At 62.0% G+C, this 23,563-nt stretch carries 20 protein-coding genes and 1 tRNA gene; 11 read left to right on the top strand and 10 right to left on the bottom strand.

Translation table 11 applies throughout. From position 1 onward, the window contains the following. Nucleotides 1–366 precede the first annotated feature (366 nt). From PP263_RS09995 to PP263_RS09985, 3 genes are all read right to left on the bottom strand, one after another. Complete coding sequence (locus tag PP263_RS09995; RefSeq protein ID WP_308368280.1) at nt 367–1,053, bottom strand: hypothetical protein; 687 nt, start codon at nt 1,051–1,053, stop codon at nt 367–369. A gap of 24 nt (nt 1,054–1,077) precedes the next feature. Continuing rightward, nucleotides 1,078–1,506 (bottom strand): DNA polymerase III subunit chi, encoded by a 429-nt coding sequence (locus tag PP263_RS09990; RefSeq protein ID WP_308368279.1) that lies wholly within the window; start codon nt 1,504–1,506, stop codon nt 1,078–1,080. A gap of 318 nt (nt 1,507–1,824) precedes the next feature. Beyond that, nucleotides 1,825–3,294, bottom strand: coding sequence for a leucyl aminopeptidase (locus PP263_RS09985; protein WP_308368278.1), 1,470 nt, complete (start codon nt 3,292–3,294; stop codon nt 1,825–1,827). Nucleotides 3,295–3,495: 201 nt separating this feature from the next. Here PP263_RS09985 and lptF point away from each other — a divergent pair, with 201 nt between their 5' ends. Next, a complete protein-coding gene (gene lptF, locus PP263_RS09980; protein ID WP_308368277.1) occupies nt 3,496–4,623 on the top strand; it encodes an LPS export ABC transporter permease LptF in 1,128 nt (375 codons plus the stop codon). After that, nucleotides 4,613–5,677: an LPS export ABC transporter permease LptG gene (lptG, locus tag PP263_RS09975; protein ID WP_308368276.1), complete on the top strand. Its 1,065-nt coding sequence runs from the start codon at nt 4,613–4,615 to the stop codon at nt 5,675–5,677. The genes lptF and lptG overlap by 11 nt, the downstream gene beginning before the upstream one ends. Nucleotides 5,678–5,902: 225 nt before the next feature. Here lptG and PP263_RS09970 read toward each other — a convergent pair whose 3' ends face one another. Further along, nucleotides 5,903–6,385 carry an RDD family protein gene (locus PP263_RS09970; protein ID WP_308368275.1) on the bottom strand — a complete coding sequence of 161 codons (483 nt, stop codon included), beginning with the start codon at nt 6,383–6,385 and terminating at the stop codon, nt 5,903–5,905. A gap of 194 nt (nt 6,386–6,579) precedes the next feature. Beyond that, nucleotides 6,580–7,068, bottom strand: coding sequence for a hypothetical protein (locus PP263_RS09965; RefSeq protein ID WP_308368273.1), 489 nt, complete (start codon nt 7,066–7,068; stop codon nt 6,580–6,582). A 453-nt stretch (nt 7,069–7,521) separates the two neighbouring features. Here PP263_RS09965 and PP263_RS09960 point away from each other — a divergent pair, with 453 nt between their 5' ends. After that, a complete protein-coding gene (locus PP263_RS09960; protein ID WP_308368272.1) occupies nt 7,522–10,224 on the top strand; it encodes a family 20 glycosylhydrolase in 2,703 nt (900 codons plus the stop codon). A gap of 142 nt (nt 10,225–10,366) precedes the next feature. On the opposite strand, the gene PP263_RS09955 is transcribed toward PP263_RS09960, so the two are convergent. Further along, nucleotides 10,367–11,056, bottom strand: coding sequence for a class I SAM-dependent methyltransferase (locus tag PP263_RS09955; protein ID WP_308368270.1), 690 nt, complete (start codon nt 11,054–11,056; stop codon nt 10,367–10,369). Between the two features lie 70 nt (nt 11,057–11,126). On the opposite strand from PP263_RS09955, the gene PP263_RS09950 reads away from it, so the two are divergent. The 4 genes from PP263_RS09950 to PP263_RS09935 all read left to right on the top strand — a co-directional run bounded on the left by PP263_RS09950 (nt 11,127) and on the right by PP263_RS09935 (nt 14,718). Then, nucleotides 11,127–12,758 (top strand): GMC family oxidoreductase N-terminal domain-containing protein, encoded by a 1,632-nt coding sequence (locus PP263_RS09950; protein WP_308368269.1) that lies wholly within the window; start codon nt 11,127–11,129, stop codon nt 12,756–12,758. After that, nucleotides 12,755–13,558 (top strand): putative RNA methyltransferase, encoded by an 804-nt coding sequence (locus PP263_RS09945; RefSeq protein ID WP_308368268.1) that lies wholly within the window; start codon nt 12,755–12,757, stop codon nt 13,556–13,558. Before PP263_RS09950 ends, PP263_RS09945 begins: the two co-directional genes overlap by 4 nt. A gap of 15 nt (nt 13,559–13,573) precedes the next feature. Further along, nucleotides 13,574–14,029: a tRNA adenosine(34) deaminase TadA gene (tadA, locus tag PP263_RS09940; protein ID WP_374693710.1), complete on the top strand. Its 456-nt coding sequence runs from the start codon at nt 13,574–13,576 to the stop codon at nt 14,027–14,029. Nucleotides 14,030–14,295: 266 nt separating this feature from the next. Then, nucleotides 14,296–14,718, top strand: a complete 423-nt coding sequence (locus tag PP263_RS09935; protein ID WP_308368266.1) for an ion channel — start codon at nt 14,296–14,298, stop codon at nt 14,716–14,718. 5 nt (nt 14,719–14,723) lie between these two features. Here the strand turns inward: PP263_RS09935 and PP263_RS09930 are convergent, their stop codons facing one another. Together PP263_RS09930 and PP263_RS09925 are read right to left on the bottom strand one after the other, a co-directional pair. Then, nucleotides 14,724–15,833 (bottom strand): acyltransferase, encoded by a 1,110-nt coding sequence (locus tag PP263_RS09930; RefSeq protein ID WP_308368265.1) that lies wholly within the window; start codon nt 15,831–15,833, stop codon nt 14,724–14,726. Between the two features lie 132 nt (nt 15,834–15,965). Beyond that, nucleotides 15,966–16,052: transfer RNA gene (locus PP263_RS09925), tRNA-Leu, on the bottom strand. A 104-nt stretch (nt 16,053–16,156) separates the two neighbouring features. Between PP263_RS09925 and queA the strand changes: the two genes are divergently transcribed. The 4 genes from queA (at nt 16,157) to secF (ending at nt 21,527) form a co-directional block, all read left to right on the top strand. Beyond that, a complete protein-coding gene (gene queA / locus PP263_RS09920; protein ID WP_308368264.1) occupies nt 16,157–17,233 on the top strand; it encodes a tRNA preQ1(34) S-adenosylmethionine ribosyltransferase-isomerase QueA in 1,077 nt (358 codons plus the stop codon). A gap of 36 nt (nt 17,234–17,269) precedes the next feature. Beyond that, nucleotides 17,270–18,406 (top strand): tRNA guanosine(34) transglycosylase Tgt, encoded by a 1,137-nt coding sequence (gene tgt / locus PP263_RS09915; RefSeq protein WP_374693709.1) that lies wholly within the window; start codon nt 17,270–17,272, stop codon nt 18,404–18,406. A 215-nt stretch (nt 18,407–18,621) separates the two neighbouring features. Continuing rightward, complete coding sequence (gene secD, locus PP263_RS09910; RefSeq protein WP_308368262.1) at nt 18,622–20,493, top strand: protein translocase subunit SecD; 1,872 nt, start codon at nt 18,622–18,624, stop codon at nt 20,491–20,493. Nucleotides 20,494–20,567: 74 nt separating this feature from the next. Continuing rightward, on the top strand, nt 20,568–21,527 hold the full coding sequence (gene secF / locus PP263_RS09905; protein ID WP_308368590.1) for a protein translocase subunit SecF: 960 nt from the start codon (nt 20,568–20,570) through the stop codon (nt 21,525–21,527). 53 nt (nt 21,528–21,580) lie between these two features. Here the strand turns inward: secF and PP263_RS09900 are convergent, their stop codons facing one another. After that, entirely contained in the window at nt 21,581–21,775 is a 195-nt protein-coding gene (locus PP263_RS09900) for a hypothetical protein (RefSeq protein ID WP_308368261.1), read from the bottom strand. 70 nt (nt 21,776–21,845) lie between these two features. Continuing rightward, on the bottom strand, nt 21,846–23,537 hold the full coding sequence (gene dauA, locus PP263_RS09895; RefSeq protein WP_308368260.1) for a C4-dicarboxylic acid transporter DauA: 1,692 nt from the start codon (nt 23,535–23,537) through the stop codon (nt 21,846–21,848). Between the last annotated feature and the right edge of the window lie 26 nt (nt 23,538–23,563).

Here is a 23,563-nt window from a genome sequence, read left to right as displayed (position 1 = left end):
CTTGTGTTGAATCGCTGCGGCGTCTGCAGGCCGGTATTGGCTGCGCCAAAAAGGCGGGAATTATACCGCCGGGGCCGGGGACGGCAAAAGGGAGGTCTGCATTCAGTGGCATTAAGTTAAGACCTGGGCGGCCCTGCTACCGGGGGCTTTTTGCGGGACACGGGCTGGGCGCCCCCCCTTAATCCATCCATGGAGGCTTGTCCGCGAGGTCCCTCTCGCAGACAGTCCCGCAAAAAGCCCCCGGCATCAGGCCCTTCGCATCATGGCCATCGCTTTATTTAGTGCCATTCAGGTCTGCATTTAGGCACCCCACCCGGTCCCGTACCTTGGGTGGGAAAACGAAGAATTCAAACAGGCTCTTAGAAGTCAGCGCTTGGTTTCCAGTTCGTCGACCATCCGCGCAATCCGCTCGCGCAGCTGTCGCTCCAGTTCGGGCAACTGCTTGGCCACCAGATGGTCGATCAGCTGCTGGCGCTGGCGATCGCGCTCTTCCCGCGAGGCGTTGGCCGCTGGCTCCGCCGGGGCAGCAGGGGAGGGGGGTGGGACGTCTTCCTCGGGGGCGGGGGCCGTTTGGGGCTCTTGTTGTTCGGGCTGGGCTTCCGGCTCCGGTTCCGCTTTTGGCATCCGGCCGCCGGTAAGGCGGGCGCGGATATGCGCGGGAAGAAACGGGTTCTCGCCGGGAGCAGCGGCAGGCGCTGCAAACAGCTCGCCCTGCGGCTTGTCGGCCTCTGCCTTTTTGGGCAGGTCCTGCAGCGGGCGCAGGAGTTCGCGCTCGGCTTCACCCAGCTCGGCCCGATAGTCCTCCGGGAGTTCCTCGTCCACCGGCGAGAAGAGGATCGGCAGCTCGCTCACGTCCAGGGGCTCCTGCAGCGGCTGTCGGGCCGGCACAGGCGCGGCCTGCGGCGGTTTCGGCGCGGGTTCGGCCACCTGGTCGAGCAGGGGGATATCGCCGATTTCGTCGCTGCCGAGCAGGTCGCGGATGGAGTGCAGTTCGTTGAGAAGCTCTGCCGACTGCCCGCGCTGCTTGCGGTTTTTGTTTTTTCGACCGGACATGGCTGAGGTCTGTGTCGCTGGAGATTAGTTGCTGCCGATGCGATGGGATTGTAACGGATATCCGCGGTCGCGAAAGTGGCCGAAGCGGGAGCGCGAGCGGGCCAGGGATTCCGGCTGCTGGATCACTATCTCCGCCAGCCGCTCGAAGCGGCTGAACCAGCCGGGTACCTCGCTGCACAGGTTGATCAGCAGGCCGTGGTGGAGGCCCGGTTCCCCACCGCAGTTGATTTCGACCGGGGCCTGTTGACTCTCCCCCTGGGGGGAGTGGGGGACGAAGCTGTCCTCGCGAAAGGTCCACAGCAACTGGTCCAGGTGTGCGGCGCGATCCGCGTCGTCCACCGCCAGCAGCACTTGCAGACCCGCCCGATGGGCCTTTTCAGCCAACCGGCAGGCGAAGATATCGCCCTCGTGGGAATGATCGGAGGGGAGTACGTAGAAGTCTATGCGGGTCATGGTTTTTCCAAGACGTGATCGAGAATCGGGCCTGGCAATGCGCGCCATGCGAAGGCCCTGATGCCGGTGGCTTTTTGCGGGACCGGATGATTCGCGCCATCCCTGGCGCTCACCCTTTGGGCGCCTTCGGCGTCCAAATCTGCTCCGGCAGATTTGTGAGGCAGGGATGCCGATTACGAGCGTACAGGGACGTATTTAAGGGGGGCGCCTAGCCCGTGTCCCGCAAAAAGCCACCGGCATCAGGGCCGCCAAGGGTTCCATGATCGGGTTGCCACCCGGCCTACAGTGGGGCGGAGCTGGAGCTCCGCGCTCCCGGGTTTATTTACCCAGCAGATACTCCACCAGCAGCGGTACCGGTCGCCCGGTGGCGCCCTTGTTGGCGCCGGAGTTCCAGGCGCTGCCGGCGATATCCAGGTGGGCCCAGGTGTAGTCCCCGGCAAAGCGCGAGAGGAAGCAGGCGGCGGTCACCGAGCCCGCCTCGCGGCCGCCGATATTCTGCATGTCTGCGAAGTTGGAATCCAGCGACGATTGGTATTCGTCCCACAGGGGCATATGCCAGGCGCGGTCGCCGGTGCGCTCGCCGGCGGCGATCAGTTTCGCGGCCAGTTCGTCCTTATTGGCATAGAGGCCGGTGGCGTGGTTGCCCAGGGCGATCACGCAGGCACCGGTAAGGGTGGCGATATCGATCACCACTTCCGGTTTGTACCTGGCGGCGTAGGTGAGCGCATCGCACAGTACCAGGCGGCCTTCGGCATCGGTGTTGAGGATCTCGACAGTCTTGCCGGACATGGTAGTGACAATGTCCCCAGGCTTGCTGGCGCGGCCGCTGGGCATGTTCTCCGCCGCCGCCACCAGGCCCACCACATTGATCGCCGGCTGCAGTTCCAGCAGCGCGTGCATCACCCCGAACACGCTGGCGGCACCGCACATGTCGAACTTCATCTCGTCCATAGCTTGGCCGGGCTTGATGCTGATGCCGCCGGTATCGAAAGTAATGCCTTTGCCCACCAATACTATGGGTTTCGCCCCGGCTTTGCCGCCCTTGTACTGCATGGCGATCAGTGCCGGGGGCTCGTCGCTGCCCTTGGCGACGCTGAGGAAGGCCCCCATGCCCAGGGATTGCATTTTTTTCTCGTCCAACACTGTGGTGGTGAGCTTCGTATGTTTTTTGGCCAGGGCGCGGGCCTCCGATGCCAGGTAATTGGGAGTACAGATATTGCCCGGCAGGTTGCCCAGTTCGCGGGCCACGTTGCTGCCGGCGGCCTGGGCCGCGCCCATCTCCATGCCGCTCTGGATTGACTTGAGTTGCTTGCGCTCGGGAACGTGCAGGGTGAAGCTTACCAGCGGGCTGTTATCGGAGCCGCTCTTGCAGCGGGTGAATTTATAGCCGGCGAGACCCATGGCCAGGGCCAACTGCTGCGCCTGCCAGGCGCTGTCGGCACCGGACACTTCCAGTTCCGTGAGGTAGCTGCAGGAGTCTTTGTAGCCCTTAACCGCGTTTGCGCTGGCGCCGGCCAGCTTTCGGTAGTCGGCCTGGCTGAGTTTGCCTACTCCGCCGCTGCGCACCAGTAGTATCCGTTCGAGGGAACCTTCCGTTGGAGTCAGTACCAGAGTACTGGCGAGTTTTTTGCCCAGGTCGCCGCGCTTGAGGACCCTGCCGATGGCGCCGCCGCAGGCGTCGTCCAGCTCGGTGCCACTGGCGGTGAGGCGGTTCTTGGCATCTGCCGCAATGATGGCGCAGGCGCTGCGCTGTTTGCGGATATCGGTGACCTTGGCGGTAAACTGCATAATTCCTTTTCCTTCAATTCAAGACATGACAAATAATTTTGGCGATAATGCGCACAGTGTAACCCGGGACAGAATGAATTGCGTTGCAGGGGCGACCCTCGTGGTCGCCCTGTGCATATGGGCAGTTTCGGGCCTGGCCCCCACACGAATGTTCTCACAAGGTCTTTCCGCCGTGCCGTCACCAAGGAATTCTTTCATCCAGTGATTATCTTCCGCTACCTCTGCCGCGAGCTGCTTTTCGCCACGCTGGCGGTCAGCGCTGTTTTGTTGCTGATGGTGATGAGCGGCCGCTTTGTGAAATACCTGGCGGAGGCTGCCGCCGGCGAGCTGTCCGCCAATATTCTCTTTTCGCTGATGGGTTATCGCCTGCCCGGTTTCCTGGAGCTGGTGCTGCCGCTGGGTTTTTTTGTGGGTATCCTGCTGGCTTACGGCCGCCTGTATATCGAGAGCGAGATGACGGTGCTGCACGCCTGTGGTTTCAGCGAACGGCGCCTGCTTGGTTACACCCTGGCGCCGGCACTGGGGGTGTCACTGGTGGTGGCGGCGATGAGCCTCTACCTGACGCCCACCGGTATGGAACGCTCCTCCGGACTGCTCACTGCTGATAAATCACGCAGCGAGTTCGATCACCTGGTGCCGAAGAAGTTTGTCGCCACCGAGGGGGATAGGGCGGTCTACTACGCGAAGGCCCTGAGCCGGGACAGGTCCACCATGTACGATGTGTTCCTCGCCGAACTCAGTTCCGGCCGCGCAGAGACGGAGACGGCGCAACAGACCGTCACCCTGGCGCGGGAGGGTGTACAGCAAGTAGATCCGGAGACCGGCCTGCGTTACCTGGTGCTGCGCGATGGCTATCGCTATGAGGGGGTGCCGGGGCAGCGGGACTATCGCCTGATGAAATTCGCCAGTTATGAGGTGCTGCTGGAAATTCCCGAAATGCGCCAGCGAAGCCGCGACCGCATCGAGTCCGCCTCCACCCTGGATTTGTGGCACAGCGACGGGCGCGAGGAGCGCGCAAACCTCCACTGGCGTTTCAGCCTGCCGGTGTTGGTGCTGGTGGTGGCCGTGCTGGCAGTGCCGCTTTCCCGTACGAACCCGCGCCAGGGGCGCTATGCCAAAATGATTCCCGCGGTGCTGCTGTATATCACCTATCTGGTGATCCTGCAGGGTGTGCGCGGCGCTATTGAGGACGGCAAGATCGGCAATCCCGCCGCCATCTGGCTGGTGCACCCGCCATTCCTGATTTTGGGGCTGTTGCTGCTGGGGGGGCGCGAGCGGCGCCGCTGCCCCGCGCGACCCGACGATTCAGAGGCAGTGGATGATGCGTAGACTGGACAGCTATATCGGCCGCACCGTTGCCCTGTCAGTGGCCGCAGTGCTTATGGTGATCCTGGGGCTGGATGTGATTTTCGCCATCGTCGACCAGTTGGGCGAACTGGAGGGCAGCTATCAGTTTGTCAACGCGCTGGAATATGTAGGCTGGACGCTGCCGGACCGGGTCTACGACCAACTGGGTTTTTCCGCCCTGGTGGGCTGCATGGTGGGCCTGGGAACTCTCGCCGGTACCAGTGAACTCACAGTGATGCGGGCCTCCGGCGTGTCCATCGGGCGCATTGCGTGGGCGGTGATGAAGCCGCTGATACTGCTGATCGCGCTGGGTATGATATTGGCAGAGTTTGTAATTCCGCAGACCAACCAGGAGGCGGAGAACCGCAAGTCCGTCGCCCTGGGTGAACTGGAAGCGGGAGGCCTGGAGCACGGGCTGTGGTTGAAGGAGGGCGACGAGTTTGTGCACTTCAATGCCGCGTTGCCCGGCGGTGAGCTGTTCGGCATCACCCGCTATCGCTTCGATAGCGAGCGCCAACTGGAGCGGGTAATCTTCTCCGAGCGGGGCCGTTTCGGTGGTGACCACTGGAGACTGGAGAACAGCCGTGCCACCAGCTTCACTCCGGAGCGTGCAGAAAGCACCGAGGAGGCCGAGAGTGTATGGCACACGGATATCTCCCCGGAAGTCTTCTCGCTGGTGGTACCGATGCCCTCGGATCTTTCGCCGCGCAATCTCTGGTCCTACGGGCAGTTCCTCGACCGCAAGGGGGAGGACTCGGGCCGCTACTGGCTGGAATTCTGGAAAAAGCTGCTGCAGCCGCTGACCATCGCCAGCCTGGTGATGGTGGCCATCTCGTTTATCTTCGGGCCGCTGAGAGAAGTGACCACCGGCCTGCGGGTATTTACCGGTGTGATCGTGGGCATCGTGTTCCAGACCGTGCAGGATATGCTCGGCCCGTCTTCCCTGGTATTCGGTTTCCCGCCATTTATCGCCGTATTGTTGCCGATATTGATGTGCTTCGCGGTAGGGTGGTGGCTGCTCAGGCGAGCCCGGTAAAGTGGTTAATGGTCAGTACCCCACACCACACTAACCACTAACCCGAATGGTGCTAAGTTAAGGCTTTGGGGCGGACCTGCTGCCGGGGCTTCTTTACGGGACACGCCGTGAATACGTCCCTGTAGGCTTGTCCGCGAGGTCCCTCTCGCAGACAGTCCCGCAAAGAAGCCCCGGCATCAGGCCCTTCGCATCAAGTTTATAGGCTTAACTTAGTTCCATTCACCACTAACCCTTCTTCTTCGGTAGCAAACGCACTTCGGAACCGGAGGCCAGGTCGTGCCAACTGGCCTTGTCCTCGCGGGTCCAGGCCCAGAAGTAACCGGCGCCGGCACAGGCCAGGGAAAGGGCCCCCACCAGGGCGCGCAGGGCGCACTGGCGCCAACTCAACTGCACGCCGTCCGGACTGGCCAGCAGCAAGCGCCATGCGCGCATACCGATGGTCTGGCCCGCGGCATGCCAGGACCAGACAAAATACCCGGCGATCACCGCCACCATTCCCACCTGGAACAGCGGGCCGCTCACGCAAGGACTGTAGTCCAGCTCCTCCGGCTGGCACTCCAGGCCCACCACCGCGGATGCGACCAGCATCGCCAGAAAGCCGTATACCATCAGCAGGCCGAGGATGATCAGGGTGTCGTAAACCAGCGCCGCCAGACGGCGGCCGACGCCGGCGCGGGGCAGTTGGGAAAAGGTTGGGGGGGCGTTCACAGCAGTCTCCGCCGGTACAGGTGGCGGAGATTCTAACAAAGCGCTGGGACAAATGTAGGAGGTGGCACTAAGTTGAAGATGGGGTCCTGTTACCGCTGGCTTTCTGGGGGACACGCGGTGAATCCGCCCTGGGGCTTATCCGAGAGGTTCCTCTTGCGGACGGTCCCGCAAAAAGCCAGCGACATCCGGTGGGGTCAGAATTCGTACTCGAAGGAGAATTTGAACTTGTCGTCCGACAGGCGCACGTCGTAGTCCATGGACTTGCCGATCTTGCCGTGGCCGCTGGTGTAGCGGATCAATGCGCTCTCTTTGCGGCGCTTGTTCTGCTCGCGGTAGGTCTTCCAACCCATCTTGAGGATTTCGTTGAGGGCCTTGCCACCGGTGGTGGGTTTGAATTCGTCCGGGTTGGTGTGCATTTGCAACCACTGGTAGTTGAGCTGGCGCTGCACCGTGCCCATGGAGTTGTTGCGCAGATTTTCCGCCGCCTGGTAGAGGGCGGCATTGTCCATGCCAAAGGCGCTGTCCACGAAAAAGGCGTTGTCCGCCTGCAGGTTGAGGGCGGTGTTGGACTCGGGGATAAACAGCTCATCGGCGAAACTGGAACCGGAGGCGGGAAGCAATAACAGGGTGAACACCGCTGGCAGGTGTTTGCTGGGACGGAAACGAATACGGCGGAATTCCATTTGGTCTACCCCGGGGTGCTTACTTTTTCGGCTGAACGATCACTTAACGACCGTTGAAATTATTATGGCTCACCCTCAATGGACCCGTTGTATCTCATAACTCCGACATTCCTTGCAACCCTATTTGTGGATATTTGCTTCATTGGGGTCATCCCCTTCCAGCCCGCATCATCTCTGGGTTTGTAGATTCTCGCTCAAGTAGCTGGTGGGAATGTCCCGCGACGCGCCAAAGTTTTTATTGCGGATTATTCAAGTGTTTTCCTGCGACTATGAAAACTTGATCTAGTAACTGCATTGTCGCGGCTCTAAGGCCCTCGCGGAGTTTCCGGGTTATTGCCCCTCTTTTTTTCTTTCAGCATGGTAGCTAATGCCCAGCGGTGCTTGTTTACCGCTATTGACAGCGCTGTCTTTTTCGCTATGGTAGACAGTATCCACAAAGATAAGAGAAAAACCATGAACCGCCCGCTCCTCCTCGCCAGCCTGGCGCTCGCCTCTGTCTTTTCCGCCTGCGAGAAACATGAATCCGACGCCACCGCGGCGGAGCGCATCGCGCAACACGTCTCGGTAACCCAGGAAGTGATCACTAACTTCCAGGGTGTGGGTCCGGAGCTGCGCGAAGAGTGCAAGCGCGCCGGCGGCGGTGGCGCCATCTGCTCCAGTTACCGGATCTCGCTCACCAACAGCGGGCCGGACATCGGCGCCGGAGAGCGGGATTGGACGCTCTACTTCCACAGTATCCGCCGCAGCTTCCGCCTGCGGAACAGCGATGCCTTCGAGCTGGAACATATCAACGGCGACCTCTACCGGCTGGTGCCCACCGAGCGCTTCGCCGGCATTTCCGGCGGTGCCACCCTGGAGCTGGAGATACTGGCGGAGAACTGGATGCAGTTCGAGTCGGACTTTATGCCCCGTTTTTTCGTGGTGGATGCGGAGGGCAGGGCACGGGTGATCGAGTCCACTGACAGCAACAGCCTGGAAGGGCTGGTTGAGCCGATCAACACCAACCACCCGGACAACTGGAAGCGCACAGCCGACGACGCCGTTGTGCTCGCCAGTGCCGCCAGCCGCTACCGGGCCTATTCCGATGCGGGAAGTGCAACGGACGGCGCCTGGCATCGCCGCGTTATTCCCAAGCCATTGGCTGTCGAGGCGGTGGAAGGGGAGCCGGTGGCGCTCGGGACAGGTATCGCGGTGGACGCGGGTCCCCTGGCCAGTGAAAGCCTGCAGGCCTTCAACCGGCGTTTGCGACAGTTGAAACTGGCGCCTTCCGGCCCCGGCGCCTTTCCGGTGACGGTGGCCATCGACGACTCCGCCTTCGGCGGTGCCGCCAGCGGCGCCTATCGCCTGTGGGTGGAGGAGAAGGGCGGCCGCGTGCTGGGCTACGATCAGACGGGCGCCTTCTACGGCCTGCAATCCCTGTTGGCGCTGGTGGACGCCAAGAGCCGAACCCTGCCGCTGGCAAAAATCGAAGACGCGCCGCGTTTCCAGTACCGGGGGTTGTTCCTGGACGTCGGGCGTAATTTCCACAGCAAGGCTGTGGTGTTGAAGCTGCTGGAGCAGATGGCCGCCTACAAGCTCAACCGCTTCCACTTCCACCTGTCCGACGACGAGGGTTGGCGCCTGGAGATTCCCGGCCTGCCGGAGCTGACGGATGTCGGCGCCAAGCGATGCTTCGATCTCAGCGAAAATCAATGTTTGCTGCCGCAGCTGGGTTCCGGGCCGAACAGCGACAACAACGGCAGCGGCTTTTTCAGCGTCGACGACTATATCGAAATAGTGCGCTTCGCCGCCGCGCGCCATATCGAGGTGATCCCGGAGTTCGACATGCCCGCCCACGCCCGCGCCGCCGTGGTGGCCATGGAAGCGCGCTACCGGAAACTCGTAGACGAGTCGCCGGGAAAGGCCGTGGAGTACCGCCTGATCGACCCCGAGGACGACACCCGTTACCTCTCGGTGCAGTTCTACGACGACAGTTATATCAACCCCTGCATCGATTCCTCCTACCGCTTCGTGGGCAAACTGATCCGCGAAGTGCAGGCCATGCACCGGGCCGCCGGCCAACCCCTGGCCAGTTGGCACTTTGGCGGCGACGAGGCGGTGAACATCCTCGCCGGGGATGCCTTCGAGAGCGCTCCCGGGGACAGCCCGGAAAAGGGCGATGTACCAGCGGAAGCGCGCGGGAAACCCTGGAGCAATTCGCCCCAATGCCGCGAGCTGATCGCCGCCGGCGAGGTGAAATCCCTCGACGAACTGGGGGAGTTCTACGCCAAGCGTGTCAGCAAGCTGGTGGCGGATGCCGGCATTCCCACCATGGCGGCCTGGAACGATGGCGTTAAACACATCGCGAATGCGGACGCAGAGCTGGACACGGAAAACAACTATGTCAACTCCTGGGCCCCCCTGTTCTGGGGTGGTGGGGACGAGAGCGCGCACCTGGCCCGGGCCGGTTTCGACGTGGTGCAGTCCCACTCGGATTTCCTTTATTTCGATATGCCCTACGAGGTGGACCCGAAAGAGAGCGGCTACTACTGGGCCTCGCGCAATACCCATACCCGCAAAGTATTCAGCTTTACGCCGTTGAATACTGCGCAGTTGGCGGAAATTTCCACTGATCGGGACGGCAAGCCCTGGTCCGCCACCGCGCCTGGTGCGGGGTTTGCTGAACGGGTGCGCGGTATCCAGGGCCAGTTGTGGAGCGAAGTGGTGCGCACCGATGCCCGCGTGGAATACATGATCTTTCCGCGCCTGCTGGCCCTAGCCGAGCGGGCCTGGTACCGGGCTGATTGGGAATTGCCGTTGATTGAAGGACAGCAATTCTCCGCCGAGACCGGCACCGTGGACAAGGCCGCGCTGAACGCGGACTGGCGGAAATTCGCCGCTGCCTTGGGCAATAAGGAATTGTTCAAACTGGATTTGGCGGGAATCGGCTACCGGGTGCCGGTGCCGGGTGCGGTAATCGAAGATGGGCAGCTGAAGACCGCCACGCCCTTCCCGGGACTGGCGCTGGAATATTTCGACGGCAGCGATTGGCAGCCCCTGGGCGATGACACTCCGGCCGAGGCAGTACGGGCCCTCCGCGCCCGCAGCGCCGATGGCAAACGCGCCGGCCGCGCCGTGGAGCTGGAAACCCCGCGGCAAAACGCTGCCCAACTGTAGGAGCGCTGCCTGGGAACGCCGAGCTCCAGCTCGGCTTGCGGGCCGCAGGCCCGCGTTGACTCGCTCCATCCCAGGTGCCCCTGCGGGGTCCTTCGGTATCCAAATTTGCTCCCGGCAAATTTGTCGCAGCCAGCGGCCGCTCCTACAGGGTTGGGGTCGCCACCAGAATCAGCGAGGCCGGTTTCCCGGTCTCCGGGTGCAGGGGCTCCTTCATTTCTTCCAGGTGCAGCCCCGCGCCGCGGACCAGCCGCAGCCAACTTTCCATGGTGCGAAAGTACCAGGGGGCCGGTTCGCTGAAATCCTCGCTAAACCCAGCCCAGGAACCCGGCCGCCAGCCATCCCGGTAATCCTCGTCGCCACAGGCAACCATGGGATGCAGCGTTTGTATCATCAGGTGCCCGCCGGGATTGAGCAGGTTGTGCGCCGCGGCGAATACCCCCTCCACCGACTCTCCGCCCAGCAGCGAGAAGTTGCACACCAGCAGGTCGAAGCGCCGGCGCAGTTCACCCGCGGCAAGGGCCTCGTAAGAAAGCAGATGATAGTGCTCCTGCGGACCGGCGCGATGCTGTGCCGCCTCGATCAGTCCCGGCACCGCGTCGATCCCACACACCTCCAGGCCCCGCTCCGCCAGGACCCGGGCCAGCCAGCCTTCGCCACAGCCGATATCCAACACCGTCGCCGGCTGCCGTTGCAGCACGGCGTCTACAATTGCCCCATTCGTAACCAGTTTGCGGCTGGCGATATCGCTCTCGCCGATGGCGCGGATCCAGGGGGCGGCGTTTATGTGCCAGCTGTGCAGGATGTTTTTATCGCTGAATTCAGAATCGCTCATATGGGCGCCTTGTTGAAGCTGCGATTCCAAGTGTACCGTCAGGCCGGTTTGGAGAAGAAAGAGAAACAATATGCCCCGTCAAATGGTATTCGACTATGTCATCGTCGGCGGCGGCTCCGCCGGCTGCGTACTGGCCAACCGCCTCAGCGCCGGGGAGCAGAACCGCGTCTGCCTGCTGGAAGCGGGTCCGACGGACTGGAACCCGCTGATCCGGATGCCCGCGGGCATCGGCTACCTGGTCCCCGGCGCCGGCTGCAACCAGCACCACTTTACCGAACCACAGGAACGCCTGAACGGCCGCAGACTGTTCTGGCCCCGCGGCCGTATCCTGGGGGGCAGCAGCGCGATCAATGCCATGATTTATATGCGCGGCAACAGTGCCGACTACGATGACTGGGAAGCGGCGGGCAGCCCGGGCTGGGGTTGGCGGAGCCTGCTGCCTTACTTCCTTCGGGCGGAGGGCAACGAGCGCGGCAGCGACGCCTATCACAGCGGCTACGGCCCGCTGGCGGTATCGGACCTGAAATGGAAAACCCCCGTGGGCGCTGCCTTCGTGCTTGCGGGCCAATCTGCCGGGCACCCTCTCAACAATGATTTCAACGGCAGTCTGCAGGACGGTGTGGGTTTCTACCAGGTCACACAAAAACACGGACGCCGCTGTTCCTCCGCGGCGGCCTACCTGTACCCGGTGAGAAATCGTTCCAATCTCAGCGTTTTCACCCACAGCCAGGCGGCGCGGCTGCTGTTCAGGGGCGACCGGGTGTGCGGTGTGCAACTGCTGGACGGCAGGCGTATTCTCACCAACGGGGAAGTGCTGTTGTGCGCCGGCGCCATCCAGTCGCCGCAACTGCTGCTGCTGTCCGGTATAGGTCCGGAAGCGGAGCTGAAAAAGGCGGGCATAGTGCCCCAGGCGCATTTGCCGGGAGTGGGCAAGAACCTGCAGGACCACCTGGATATCACCCAGGTGGTGGAGGCCTCGGCGCCGGTGACTTTCTCCAACTCTCTGTGGCCAAAATTGAAAACCGCTCTGCACCTTCCGGAATACTGGTTTGCGGGCCGCGGCCCGCTGACCAACAACGTCGCCGAAGCTGGCGGCTTCGCCTGTTCCAGCAGGGCAAACGGCCGGCCGGATATCCAGTTTCACCTGACCGCCGCGCCGCTGTTCCAGCACGGCCTGCGCAAGCCCGGTGGCTACGGTTATTCGCTGCACGCCTGTGCGTTGAGGCCGAAAAGCCGCGGGGAAATCACCCTGGCTTCCGGGGACCCGCGCGCGCTGCCGCTGATCCAACCCAATTACCTGAGTGCGCGCGAGGATGAGGCGGTCCTGGTGGAGGGTTTCGAAATGGCGCGGGAGATTCTCCTGCAACCGGCGTTGCAGCGCTATCACAAGCGCTGGTGGAGTCCCGATAAACCGCTGAAAACCCAGAAGGCCATCGGGGAATTTATTGCCCGGCACGCGGAGACCATTTACCACCCCGTGGGCACCTGCAAAATGGGCTCCGACGAAATGGCGGTGGTGGATGCGCAGTTGAAAGTGCACGGCGTCGATGGACTGCGGGTGGTGGACGCCTCCATAATGCCCGCCCTGATCAGCGGCAACACCAATGCGCCGGTGATCGCTATCGCGGAAAAGGCCGCAGATAGTATTTTGCAGCGTCAACAAAAGCCGCTGCCTGCGCAAGTTGCTTTGGAACCCGAATGATTTGGCTGTGTCCCGTCTGTCAGTTGCCACTGGAATTTACCGATGCCGCCTGGCGCTGCGCCGAGAGGCACAGTTTCGACCGCGCGCGAGAGGGATATGTCAACCTGCTGCCGGTCAGTCGCAAACGCAGTAAAGAGCCGGGAGATTCGGCGGAAATGCTGCGGGCGCGGCGGCACTTTCTCGAGGCGGGACACTACCGCCCGCTGGTGGACGCCATCGTGGCGCTGCTGCCCTATATACCGGGCCGGCAGCTGCTGGATATCGGCTGTGGCGAGGGTTTTTACTCGCGGCAGCTGGAAGCCGCGGGCTGGCCGTCGGAGGCCCTGGCGGGAATCGATATTTCCAAGACCGGGGTGCGCATGGCGGCGAGAAGCCAGCCCGGAACCCAGTTCGCGGTGGCGGGCAGCTACCATCTACCATTGGCGCGGGACAGCGTCGACCATCTGCTGCGTATCTTCGCGCCGGCGGCGGACGACGAGATGCACCGGGTGGTGAACCCCGGCGGCTCCCTGCTGGACGTGGCTCCCGGCCCGGAGCACCTCTGGTCATTAAAATCCGCCCTCTATACCGAACCCCGGCAGCACCCGCCACCGAAACCGGTTGCGGGGTTCGCCGCGGAAGTGGAAATGCGCTGCAGTTTTCCGTTTACCCTGCGCGGGCGCGAAGCGATCGCCGACTTCCTCGCCATGACGCCCTTTGCCTGGAAGGGGCATAGCGAAGTGCGCGAGGAACTGGAACGGCGCGACTCGCTGAAAATGGAGGCGGATTTCGTGGTGCGCAGACTGGTCAGTAAAAAGTAACTATAGAAAGTAACTATGGCTACCCCGAGAGATTACGGTTTTATGCAGCGGGCCATCGAACTGGCGCGCATTGCCGGCGAGCGCGGCGAAGTGCCGGTGGGCGCAGTGGCGGTGCTGAACGGGCAGATCGTCGGCGAGGGCAGCAATCGCCCCATCGGCAACTGCGACCCCAGCGCCCACGCGGAAATTATCGCCCTGCGCCAGGCGGCGGAACACCTGCAGAACTACCGCCTGCCGGAGGCCACCCTGTACGTCACCATAGAGCCCTGCACCATGTGCTTTGGTGCCATGGTGCACGCGCGGGTTGGGCGGCTGGTATACGGCGCCGCGGAACCTCGCGCCGGTGCGGTGGAGAGTCGCTTGCGATTGAGCGAAGAGGATTTTTTCAATCACCGAATAGCCGTGGAGGGCGGTGTGATGGCGGAGGAGACCGGCAATCTGGTGAAGGAGTTTTTCCGGGGCAGGCGCTAGTGTGGTGTCTCCTATTAACTGGTCCTATCAGAGCCCCCCAAAATGCTCACAGTTAGGCGCAGCTCGCAGGGAATGGTCATTCCATTTTCAAGAGCTGCAACGCAGCTGTGGGTATTTTGGGGGGCTCCCTCCGGGCGGGCCGCTAAGCGGCCATCTGCGGCGTTGCATTTGCTTGACGTAGCCGGCTACGCTTGCGCAAATGCGCCTTGCACCTGGCCGCTTAGCGGCCCGCTGATATGACCATTTAATAGGAGACACCACACTAGATGCTGGTCGCCTTCCTGCTCAACAGCTTCCTTGTGGCGGTGACGGTACTGATTCACCACGAGGCGTTAAACAGTCTCTTTCTGTTGGGGCAGAAGTTTTCCGTCCGGCGCAATACGGCGGTATTGATCGGCGTATTCGGCGCGCTGCTCGCGCATATTGTCGAGATATGGCTGTTTGCCCTGGGCTATTTCTTTATGGTGCACTCGGATTACTTCGAAACCCTCGAGGGCAATTTCGACGGCGGCCTGATCGACTGCGCCTACTTCTCTTTCGTTACTTATACCTCCCTCGGTATCGGCGATATTGTACCCATGGGGCATCTGCGCTTTACCGCCGGGCTGGAGGCGCTGGCCGGGCTGATGATGATCACCTGGACTGCGTCGTTTATGTTCCTGAAGATGCAGGAATACTGGGAGCACTGACCGCGTTAATTTGCGACAGGCCGAGATTGCGACTGTATGCCCGAAGCTGTCCCGGGGCGCGTCAGAGTCCTGCCGGCCGCGATCGAGGGACGCTCTACCAGTTGATACAGAATCCAGGCCATGGTAATGGCGAGCAGGCTTGTTGCGAGTATATAGAAGCTCAGCGGCAAAGCTGCGAAAACCTGTCCCCAGCTTTGCTTGATCGACCAGTCCACCAGTCTCATGGCTATCGGGTGAAACAAGTAGATCGAGTAGCTGATGGCGCCAAGCAGTAACAGGAAAACTGGTGGCCTTATCGGTAGCAGCAGTACCCCAAAGAAAGCCGCCAAGGCAATTAGATGTGAAAGACCGAACCGGAAGGGGCTTTCTACGACATTGATTTCCATAACACCCAGCAGCAGCACACAAAGCGGCAGTGAAAAAACCCCCAGAACACCGAGAAGTGCATGGCGATAGCCCGATTTTTTTGTATAGCAATAGCGGATCAAGGCGCGGCAGAACATAACTGCCAAGCAATAGGGGATATAGGTTATTGTGGGCGGCAGGTCGGTGATTTGAGGAGCCAGTTTGCCTGCTAGCTGCCATGCGACAAAAAAGAACAGGCTGCCCCAGCAAAGCAACAACAGTGGTAGGCACCTGTGGAGAATGTTTAGCGCAAATGCCAGTGCGCACAGGAAATAAAAGATCAGTTCGACTGTCAGTGTCCAATAGAGCCCCTGGATATTCTGGAAACCGAACAGTCCCTGCATCATAGTAGTGTTGGCGGCGATGACGGAACCCGAAAACCGGTATTCCGCGAGAGCCACGGACGCGGCTACCGCCATGATCAGGGATAACCAGTAGACCGGATACAGTCGAAAGAATCGGCGTACGGCAAATTTTTTGATCGTGGCGTCCGTGCCAGAAAGGCTGTAGGGAATAACGAATCCTGAAGTCAGGAAAAAACAGATAACCCCAATTCTGCCGAAATCCACTGCGGAGGCCATGTCCGCCAGGATTGTACCGTGCTGTGCAATACCGGGATTGCGTACGAAAGATTCACTGCTGTGCTGCCATACCACCAGCAAAGCCGCAATGCCGCGTAGTGCGTCCAGGTTTAGGAAGCGGTTATTCATATTCTTTGTTGCTGTCGGGAGTTTGCGACTGGAGCTGGGAAGTTGAAATGGCGGCATTGTACAGGAGGAATGAGGCCGCTTGCGAGGCAGGCTGGAAAAGTGCTCTCGCGTCGGGCGGGCTCAATTTTGATTTGGTACCGGAGGCCGGACTCGAACCGGCACGCTATCGCTAGCGGGGGATTTTGAATCCCCTGTGTCTACCAATTTCACCACTCCGGCAGGTGAGGTGTTGCGGTGGGCTGCAATTATAGCCATCACCCTTAGACGGTCAACCGGATTTCGGGTACCCTTCGCCGCCGTTGCCAACTGCCTACACTGAGCCCATGCGCCGCCAGGATTTCCACTTCGAGCTGCCCGACGAGCTGATCGCCCGCACTCCCGCAAAGGAGCGCCGCGGCAGCCGCCTGCTGTGCCTGGACGGTCCGAGCGGTGCCCTGGAGCACCGTCGCTTTGCCGAGCTGCCGGGGTTGTTGCTGCCGGGCGATCTGCTGGTGTTCAACGATACCCGGGTGATCCCCGCGCGGCTGTTCGGGCGCAAGGCCAGCGGCGGCAGGCTGGAGATACTGATCGAGCGGGTGCTGGACGGGGGGAGGGCGTTGGCCCATATCCGCGCCAGCAAGTCCCCGAAGCCTGGCGGCGAGATACTGCTGGAGGATGGCACCTCGTTGCAAATGACAGCCCGGCACGAGGCGTTATTCGAGCTGGAATTCCCCGCGGAGGGAGTATTGCCGGTGCTGGAGCGCCTGGGGCATATGCCGCTGCCGCCCTATATCGACCGGCCCGACGACGATGCCGACCGGGAGCGCTATCAAACGGTTTACAGCCGCACTGCCGGCGCCGTGGCGGCCCCCACGGCGGGGCTGCATTTCGATGACGAGATGCTGGATCACCTGCGCGAAATGGGGGTGGAAACCGCTTTCGTGACCCTGCATGTGGGGGCGGGCACTTTCCAGCCGGTGCGGGTGGACAATATCTTTGAGCACCGGATGCACAGCGAGGTGCTGGATGTGTCCCAACGGGTCTGCGAGGTGGTGGCGGATTGCCGCGCCCGCGGTGGCAGGGTGACGGCGGTGGGCACCACCAGCGTGCGCGCGCTGGAAAGCGCTGCGGCCAGTGGCGAACTGAAGCCCACGGTGGGCGAGACGGACATTTTTATCTACCCGGGCTACCGGTTCCAGGTGGTGGACCGGCTGATCACCAACTTCCACTTGCCGGAATCCACGCTGCTGATGCTGGTGAGCGCCTTCGCAGGTTACGAGCAGACGATGAATGCCTATCGCGAGGCGGTAAAAGAGAAATACCGTTTCTTCAGTTACGGGGATGCGATGTTGATCAACCGCAATCCCGAAGTGGGTGCCCTCTCCCCCAGCCCCTCTCCCGCAAGCGGGAGAGGGGGGTAATCTTCCCTGAGGTCAGAATAAACTGAGGATGTACCCTTGAGTCGCCAGTGCTTTATGCAATTCGAACTGGACACCACCGACGGCCTGGCCCGCCGCGGGCGCCTGCACTTTCCCCGCGGCGTGGTGGAGACCCCGGCGTTTATGCCGGTGGGCACCTACGGCACCGTCAAGGGCATGCTGCCGCGGGATATCGAGGCCATCGGCGCGCAGATTATTCTCGGCAACACCTTCCACCTGATGCTGCGCCCGGGGACCCAGGTAGTGAAGGAGCACGGCGACCTGCACGATTTTATGCAGTGGCACGGCCCCATCCTCACGGATTCCGGCGGTTTCCAGGTGTTCAGCCTGGGGCAAATGCGCAAGATCACCGAGGAGGGGGTTTCCTTCAAATCCCCGGTGGACGGCAGCCCGGTGTATCTGGACCCGGAGGAATCCATGCGTGTGCAGCGGGAACTGGGTGCGGATATCGTGATGATCTTCGACGAGTGCACCCCCTATCCGGCCGCCCCCGACGAGGCGCGCAAGTCCATGGAGTTGTCGCTGCGCTGGGCGGAGCGCTCCAAAAAAGCCCACGGCGACAGCCCCTCCGCGTTGTTCGGCATAGTACAGGGGGGCATGTACCCGGAACTGCGGGATGTCTCCCTGAGAGGGCTCACCGAAATCGGCTTTGACGGCTACGCCATCGGCGGGCTGTCTGTGGGCGAGCCGAAAGAGGAAATGATTAAAATCCTCGACCACCTGCCCCGCAGGATGCCCGCGGACAGGCCCCGCTATTTGATGGGAGTCGGCAAGCCGGAGGACATCGTCGAGGCGGTGCGCCGTGGGGTGGATATGTTCGACTGCGTGATGCCCACCCGCAATGCGCGCAACGGCCACCTGTTCACCGCGGAGGGCGTGGTCAAGATCCGCAATGCCCGCTACCGCCACGACACCGGCCCGCTGGAGCCCGGCTGCGATTGCTACACCTGCGAGAATTTCTCCCGCAGCTACCTGCACCACCTGGATCGCTGCGGAGAGATACTGGGGGCGCAGCTCAACACCATCCACAATCTGCGTCACTACCAGCGGTTGATGCAGGGGTTGCGCGATGCGATTGCCGCGGGCGAGTTGGAGGCTTTCGTAGCGGACTTTTACCGCCGACTGGGCCGCGAAGTGCCGCCGCTGGCCGTGTAGGGGCCAGCTCTGCTTTCGCCCTGACGGGCCTGCGGCCCGTTTGCCGAGCTGGGGCCCGCGCGACCCGATTTGTACCACAACACGATGCCCGTATAATCGGCCCCCATTCGAGAGAGACGGCGCCGCCTTGCAATCCGCGGAGGCTGCCCGCATATCTCCCGACATTGTCGCGAACGTCCGGCCTTCCGGGGCCTGAATACAACAACGAGAGCAGCATGAATCGCTACCCCTTCTGGAAGTACCTCCTGATTCTCACGGTTGCGGTGCTCGGCTTCCTGTACGCCGCGCCCAACCTCTACGCACCGGACCCCGCCGTGCAGATCTCCGGCCAGTCCAGCACCACCAGTATCGGGCCGGCAGTGCTGGAGAAGGCGGAAAAGGCCCTCGACGAGGCCGGTATCGAGTATTTCGGCGGCGCGGTCAGCGATAAGAACTCCGTGCTGCTGCGTCTCGAGTCCATCGAGGAGCAGCTACCCGCCAAACGCGCTATTCAAGAAGCCCTGGGGCACAGTGACTATGTGGTGGCCCTGAACCTGGCCTCCACTACCCCCGAATGGCTGAGCAACCTGGGCGCCAGCCCGATGAAACTGGGCCTGGACCTGGCCGGCGGCGTGCACTTCCTGATGGAGGTGGACACCAACTCCATCGTGAAAACCAATATGGAAGGCTACGAGGCTGATGTAAAAGCCAAGCTGCGCGCGGCGGACGCCCGCTACCGCAGCGTGGATCTGGTGGACGACCGCGAGATCGTCGCCCGCTTCCGCAGTGAGGAACTGCGCGACCTGGGTATGTCCACCCTGCGCAAGGAATTCCCGCAACTGCAGCTCACCGAGGCCGGCAGAGGCGAGAACCTGGAGATTCGCGCAACCCTCACCGATCAGGAGCTCAAGCAGCTGGAGGACTACGCGGTAACCCAGAACCTCACCACCCTGCGCAATCGGGTCAATGAACTGGGCGTGGCCGAACCCATCGTGCAGCGCCAGGGGCGCAACCGCATAGTGGTGGAATTGCCCGGGGTCCAGGACACCGCCGAGGCCAAGCGCATTATCGGCAAGACCGCCAACCTGGAGTACCGTATGGAGGCGCGTCCGGACGCGCTGGTGACCAACAAGGAATATTTCGAATACCGCAACGAGCAGGACCGCCAGATGTATGGCGGTGCCTGGCTGGAGCGCAAGGTGATCATCACCGGTGAGCGGGTGACCGACGCCCGTGTGGGCTACGACGAGAGCGGCTTCCCGCAGGTGAATATCACCCTGGACTCCCGGGGCGGCGAGATGATGCACCGCGCCACCTGGAAAAACGTCGGCCGCCGCATGGGCACCCTGTTTGTCGAGAGCCGCTTTACCCCGGAGATAAAAATCGACGCGGAAGGCAACGAAATTGTGGTGCAGAAGCGCACCGAGGAGAAGAAGATCATCAACCTGGCCACGGTGCAGAGTGCCCTGGGCCGGCAGTTCCGCACCACCGGCCTGGACAGTCCGGCGGACGCCCAGGAACTGGCGCTGCTGTTGCGCGCCGGCGCTCTGGCCGCGCCCATGTATTTTGTGGAAGAGCGGGTGATCGGCCCGTCGCTGGGCGCGGACAATATCGAGGTGGGTGTCACATCGGTGCAGATAGGCCTGCTTGCGGTGGTGATCTGCATGCTGCTGTTCTACCGCGCCTTCGGCCTGGCGGCCAATATTGCGCTGGCGATGAATATGGTGCTGCTGGTGGCGGTGATGTCGATTCTCGGCGCCACCCTGACCCTGCCGGGTATCGCCGGCATGGTGCTCACTATCGGTATGGCGGTGGATGCGAACGTACTGATCTTCTCGCGAATACGGGAGGAACTGCGCAACGGCATGCCGCCGCAATCGGCGATCACGGCCGGTTTTGACAATGCGTATAGCGCGATCGTGGATGCCAATATCACCACCCTGATCGTCGCGGTGATCCTGTATGCGATCGGTTCCGGCCCGGTACAGGGCTTCGCGGTGACCCTGTCCATCGGCATCCTGACCTCCATGTTCAGCGCCATTATGGGTACGCGGGCATTGATCAACTTGTTCTACGGCGGCCGCCGTGTACAGAAGCTTTGGATATAGGAGCGCCGACCGTGAGTGAGACCAAAAGCAAAGCCGCCGAGACCAAGGTCGAGGACGGCAAGATCACCGAGTACATGGGCAAGCGTGTGTTCGATTTTATGCGCTGGCGGAGGCTGGCCGCGGCCCTTTCTATCGCCCTGGTGGTGGCGTCTATCGCCGCGCTGGCGATGAATGGCCTGAAACTGGGGCTGGATTTCACTGGCGGCACCCAGATTGAAGTGGGATACGAAGCCGCCCCGCAACTGGAAGACGTGCGCGGCCAGTTGGAGGAGGCCGGCTTTGCCGGTGCCTCGGTGGTGCGCTTCGGTTCTGACAATGAACTGCTGATCAAGCTGCCACCGGAAGCTACCGAGGAACAGACTCACCGCAACGCGCGCGATGAGGAGGCCGTCCAGTCAGTGGGTGACGAGATTGTGGCTGTGTTGCGCCAGGGCAGCGACGGCGAAGTGGAACTGCGTCGGGTGGAATCGGTCGGTCCGCAGGTGGGCGAGGAACTGCGCGATGACGGCGGCTTGGGCATGCTGTTCGCGCTGGTTGTGGTGATGGCCTATGTGGCGCTGCGCTTCCAGTACAAATTCGCCGTGAGTGCAGTGGTGGCACTGGTCCACGACGTGATCATCGTGCTGGGCTTTTTCGCCTTCTTCAGGTTGGATTTCGACCTCACGGTGCTGGCGGCGGTGCTCGCGGTGATCGGCTACTCGATCAACGATACCATCGTGGTGTTCGACCGCATTCGCGAGAACTTCCGCAGGGTGCGGAAGGCGAGCACGGTGGAAATCATCAATATTTCCGTCAGCCAGACGCTCGGCCGCACCTTCATGACTTCCTTCACCACCTTGCTGGTGCTGTGGGCCCTGCAATTCTTCGGCGGCGAGCTGATTCACAACTTCTCGCTGGCGCTGATCGTCGGTGTGGTGGTGGGTACCTACTCGTCCGTTTACGTGGCCATCAATATGCTGATGGCGATGCGTATCACCAAGGAAGACCTGATGCCGCCGGTGAAGGAGGGGGCGGAGCTGGAGGAAATGCCCTGAGGCTAGCGGATGGCGGTTAGTGGTCGGTGTTTTTCACTGGCCACTGACCACTGTTAACTGCGGGGTTTCTTACCCAGGGTAATGTGCTTGGGGCCGGAGGTGCTGGTCTGGCCGCTCACACCTTTCGGCACCTGCTGGATTTCACCGCCAGCGGCGAGGAAGGCCTTCACTTGTTCCTCGATATTCTCGCGGCTCTCAAGGGTGGTGGGTTGCTTGCGTTTGGAAGCGCTGGAAGCTTTCTTGGCCACAATAAATGTCCCGATTTTCTACGTGAATCGGCCATTCTACAATAGTTTGCACAAAAAATCACCCAAGTGCCTAAGCGCTGCTCAGCTGGCTCAGGACCGCATGGTAATCCCTGGCCAGCCGGGTCGGAGTGGTTGCGTCCAGCAGCCCGTAACGGCGCATCTTCTTTACCAGAGTGGGCCGCACGTGGATCAGGTAAAGGGTGGTGTGCCGTCCGGCCAGGTGCCTGGCGATAGCCTCCAGGTTTTCCATGGCGGTGGCATCCAACACCGCAACATCCCGCATATCCAGCACCACCGTGTGCACATCGCGATCCACCGCGGTGACGATTTTCAGGGCCTTGTAGGCGGCGCCGAAAAACAGTGGGCCGTCCAGGTCGTAAAGCACCACCCCTTTTGCCTGCTGATGTTCCGCTTCCTCGTGGGGTTTGATCAGTGTGGTTTGCGTCAGCTCGGTCACCCGGCGGATAAACAGCACAGAGGCCAGAGCCAGGCCCGCGGCCACCGCCACCTGCATATCGATCGCCACGGTGAGTGCGAAGCAGGTGAGCAGCACTGCGGCGTCCGCCCGCGGCGCCCGGCGCAGGATATGCAGTGCGTGGCCCGCCTCGCTCATATTCCAGGCCACGACCAACAGTACCGCGGCCATCGCCGCCATCGGGATCAGCGACAGCCAGGGTGCCAGCAGCAGCATGGCCAGCAGCACAAACAGCCCGTGCACCACTGCGGAGAGCGGGGTGCTGCCACCGGAGCGCACGTTGGTGGCGGTGCGCGCGATAGCCGCCGTGACCGGGATGCCACCGAAGAAGGCCACCGCTATATTGCCCATGCCCTGACCGACCAGTTCGCCATCCGGGTCGTGCTGCTGGCCGCTCATGCCGTCTGCCACCACCGCACACAGCAGGGATTCCAATGCGCCCAGCAGGGCGATGGAAAACGCCGGTCCGATCAGTGCGCGCAGCAGTTCCCAGCTGAAACCGATGGGTGTGCCGTCCGGCCCCGGCAATTGCCAGGGCAGCAAAAAGTGCGGTGCCACCGGCGGTATTCCGCTGCCCTCGACACCGCCCAGGGAAAAGCGGAAGCGCGAGGCGATGGTGTCCACGTCCGGCAGATCGGCGCTGCCGTTGAATACCGACGCGGCGAGAGTGCCCACCAGCAGCGCCACCAGGTAGGCGGGAATGCGGCCGGGTGCTTTTTTCCACAGTATCAGCATACCCAGGGTGAGAGCGCCGATAGCGAACTCCTGCCAGCGAAAGCTGGGCAGCGCCGCCGCGAGTGCGCCCAGTTGCTGCAGAAAATGTGTGGCCCCCGGTTCCGGTTGCAGGCCGAGGAAGTCTTTCATCTGCAAAAAGGCGATCACCGTGCCGATACCGGAGGTGAATCCGACGATCACCGGATAGGGGATAATCTGGATCAGCCGTCCCAGCTTGAGCAGGCCGAACCCAATTGTGATCAACCCTGCCAGCAGGCCCGCCAGCAGCAGGCCGCCGAGGCCGAACTGCTGCACCACCGGCAGCAGCACCACCACAAATGCGGCGGTGGGGCCGGAGATATTCACCCGCGAGCCGCCCAGCAGTGCCACCACGATACCGCCGACGATGGCGGTATAGAGCCCGTGCTGCGGCGGCACACCGCTGGCGATGGCGAGGCCCATGGACAGTGGCAGCGCCACTATGCCCACGGTGATCCCGGCGATCAGGTTGCGCGGCAGGGTGCCGAAAAGACTGCCGTCGGCGAAGGATTGACGTAGGGCGGAGGCGAACAAGTGGAGAACTCCCGGTTTTCAGTGGC

This window comes from Microbulbifer sp. TB1203, from assembly GCF_030997045.1.
Lineage (GTDB): Bacteria > Pseudomonadota > Gammaproteobacteria > Pseudomonadales > Cellvibrionaceae > Microbulbifer.
Note: the sequence above shows the minus strand (reverse complement) of the source record. Positions and strands in the feature narration are given on the sequence as shown.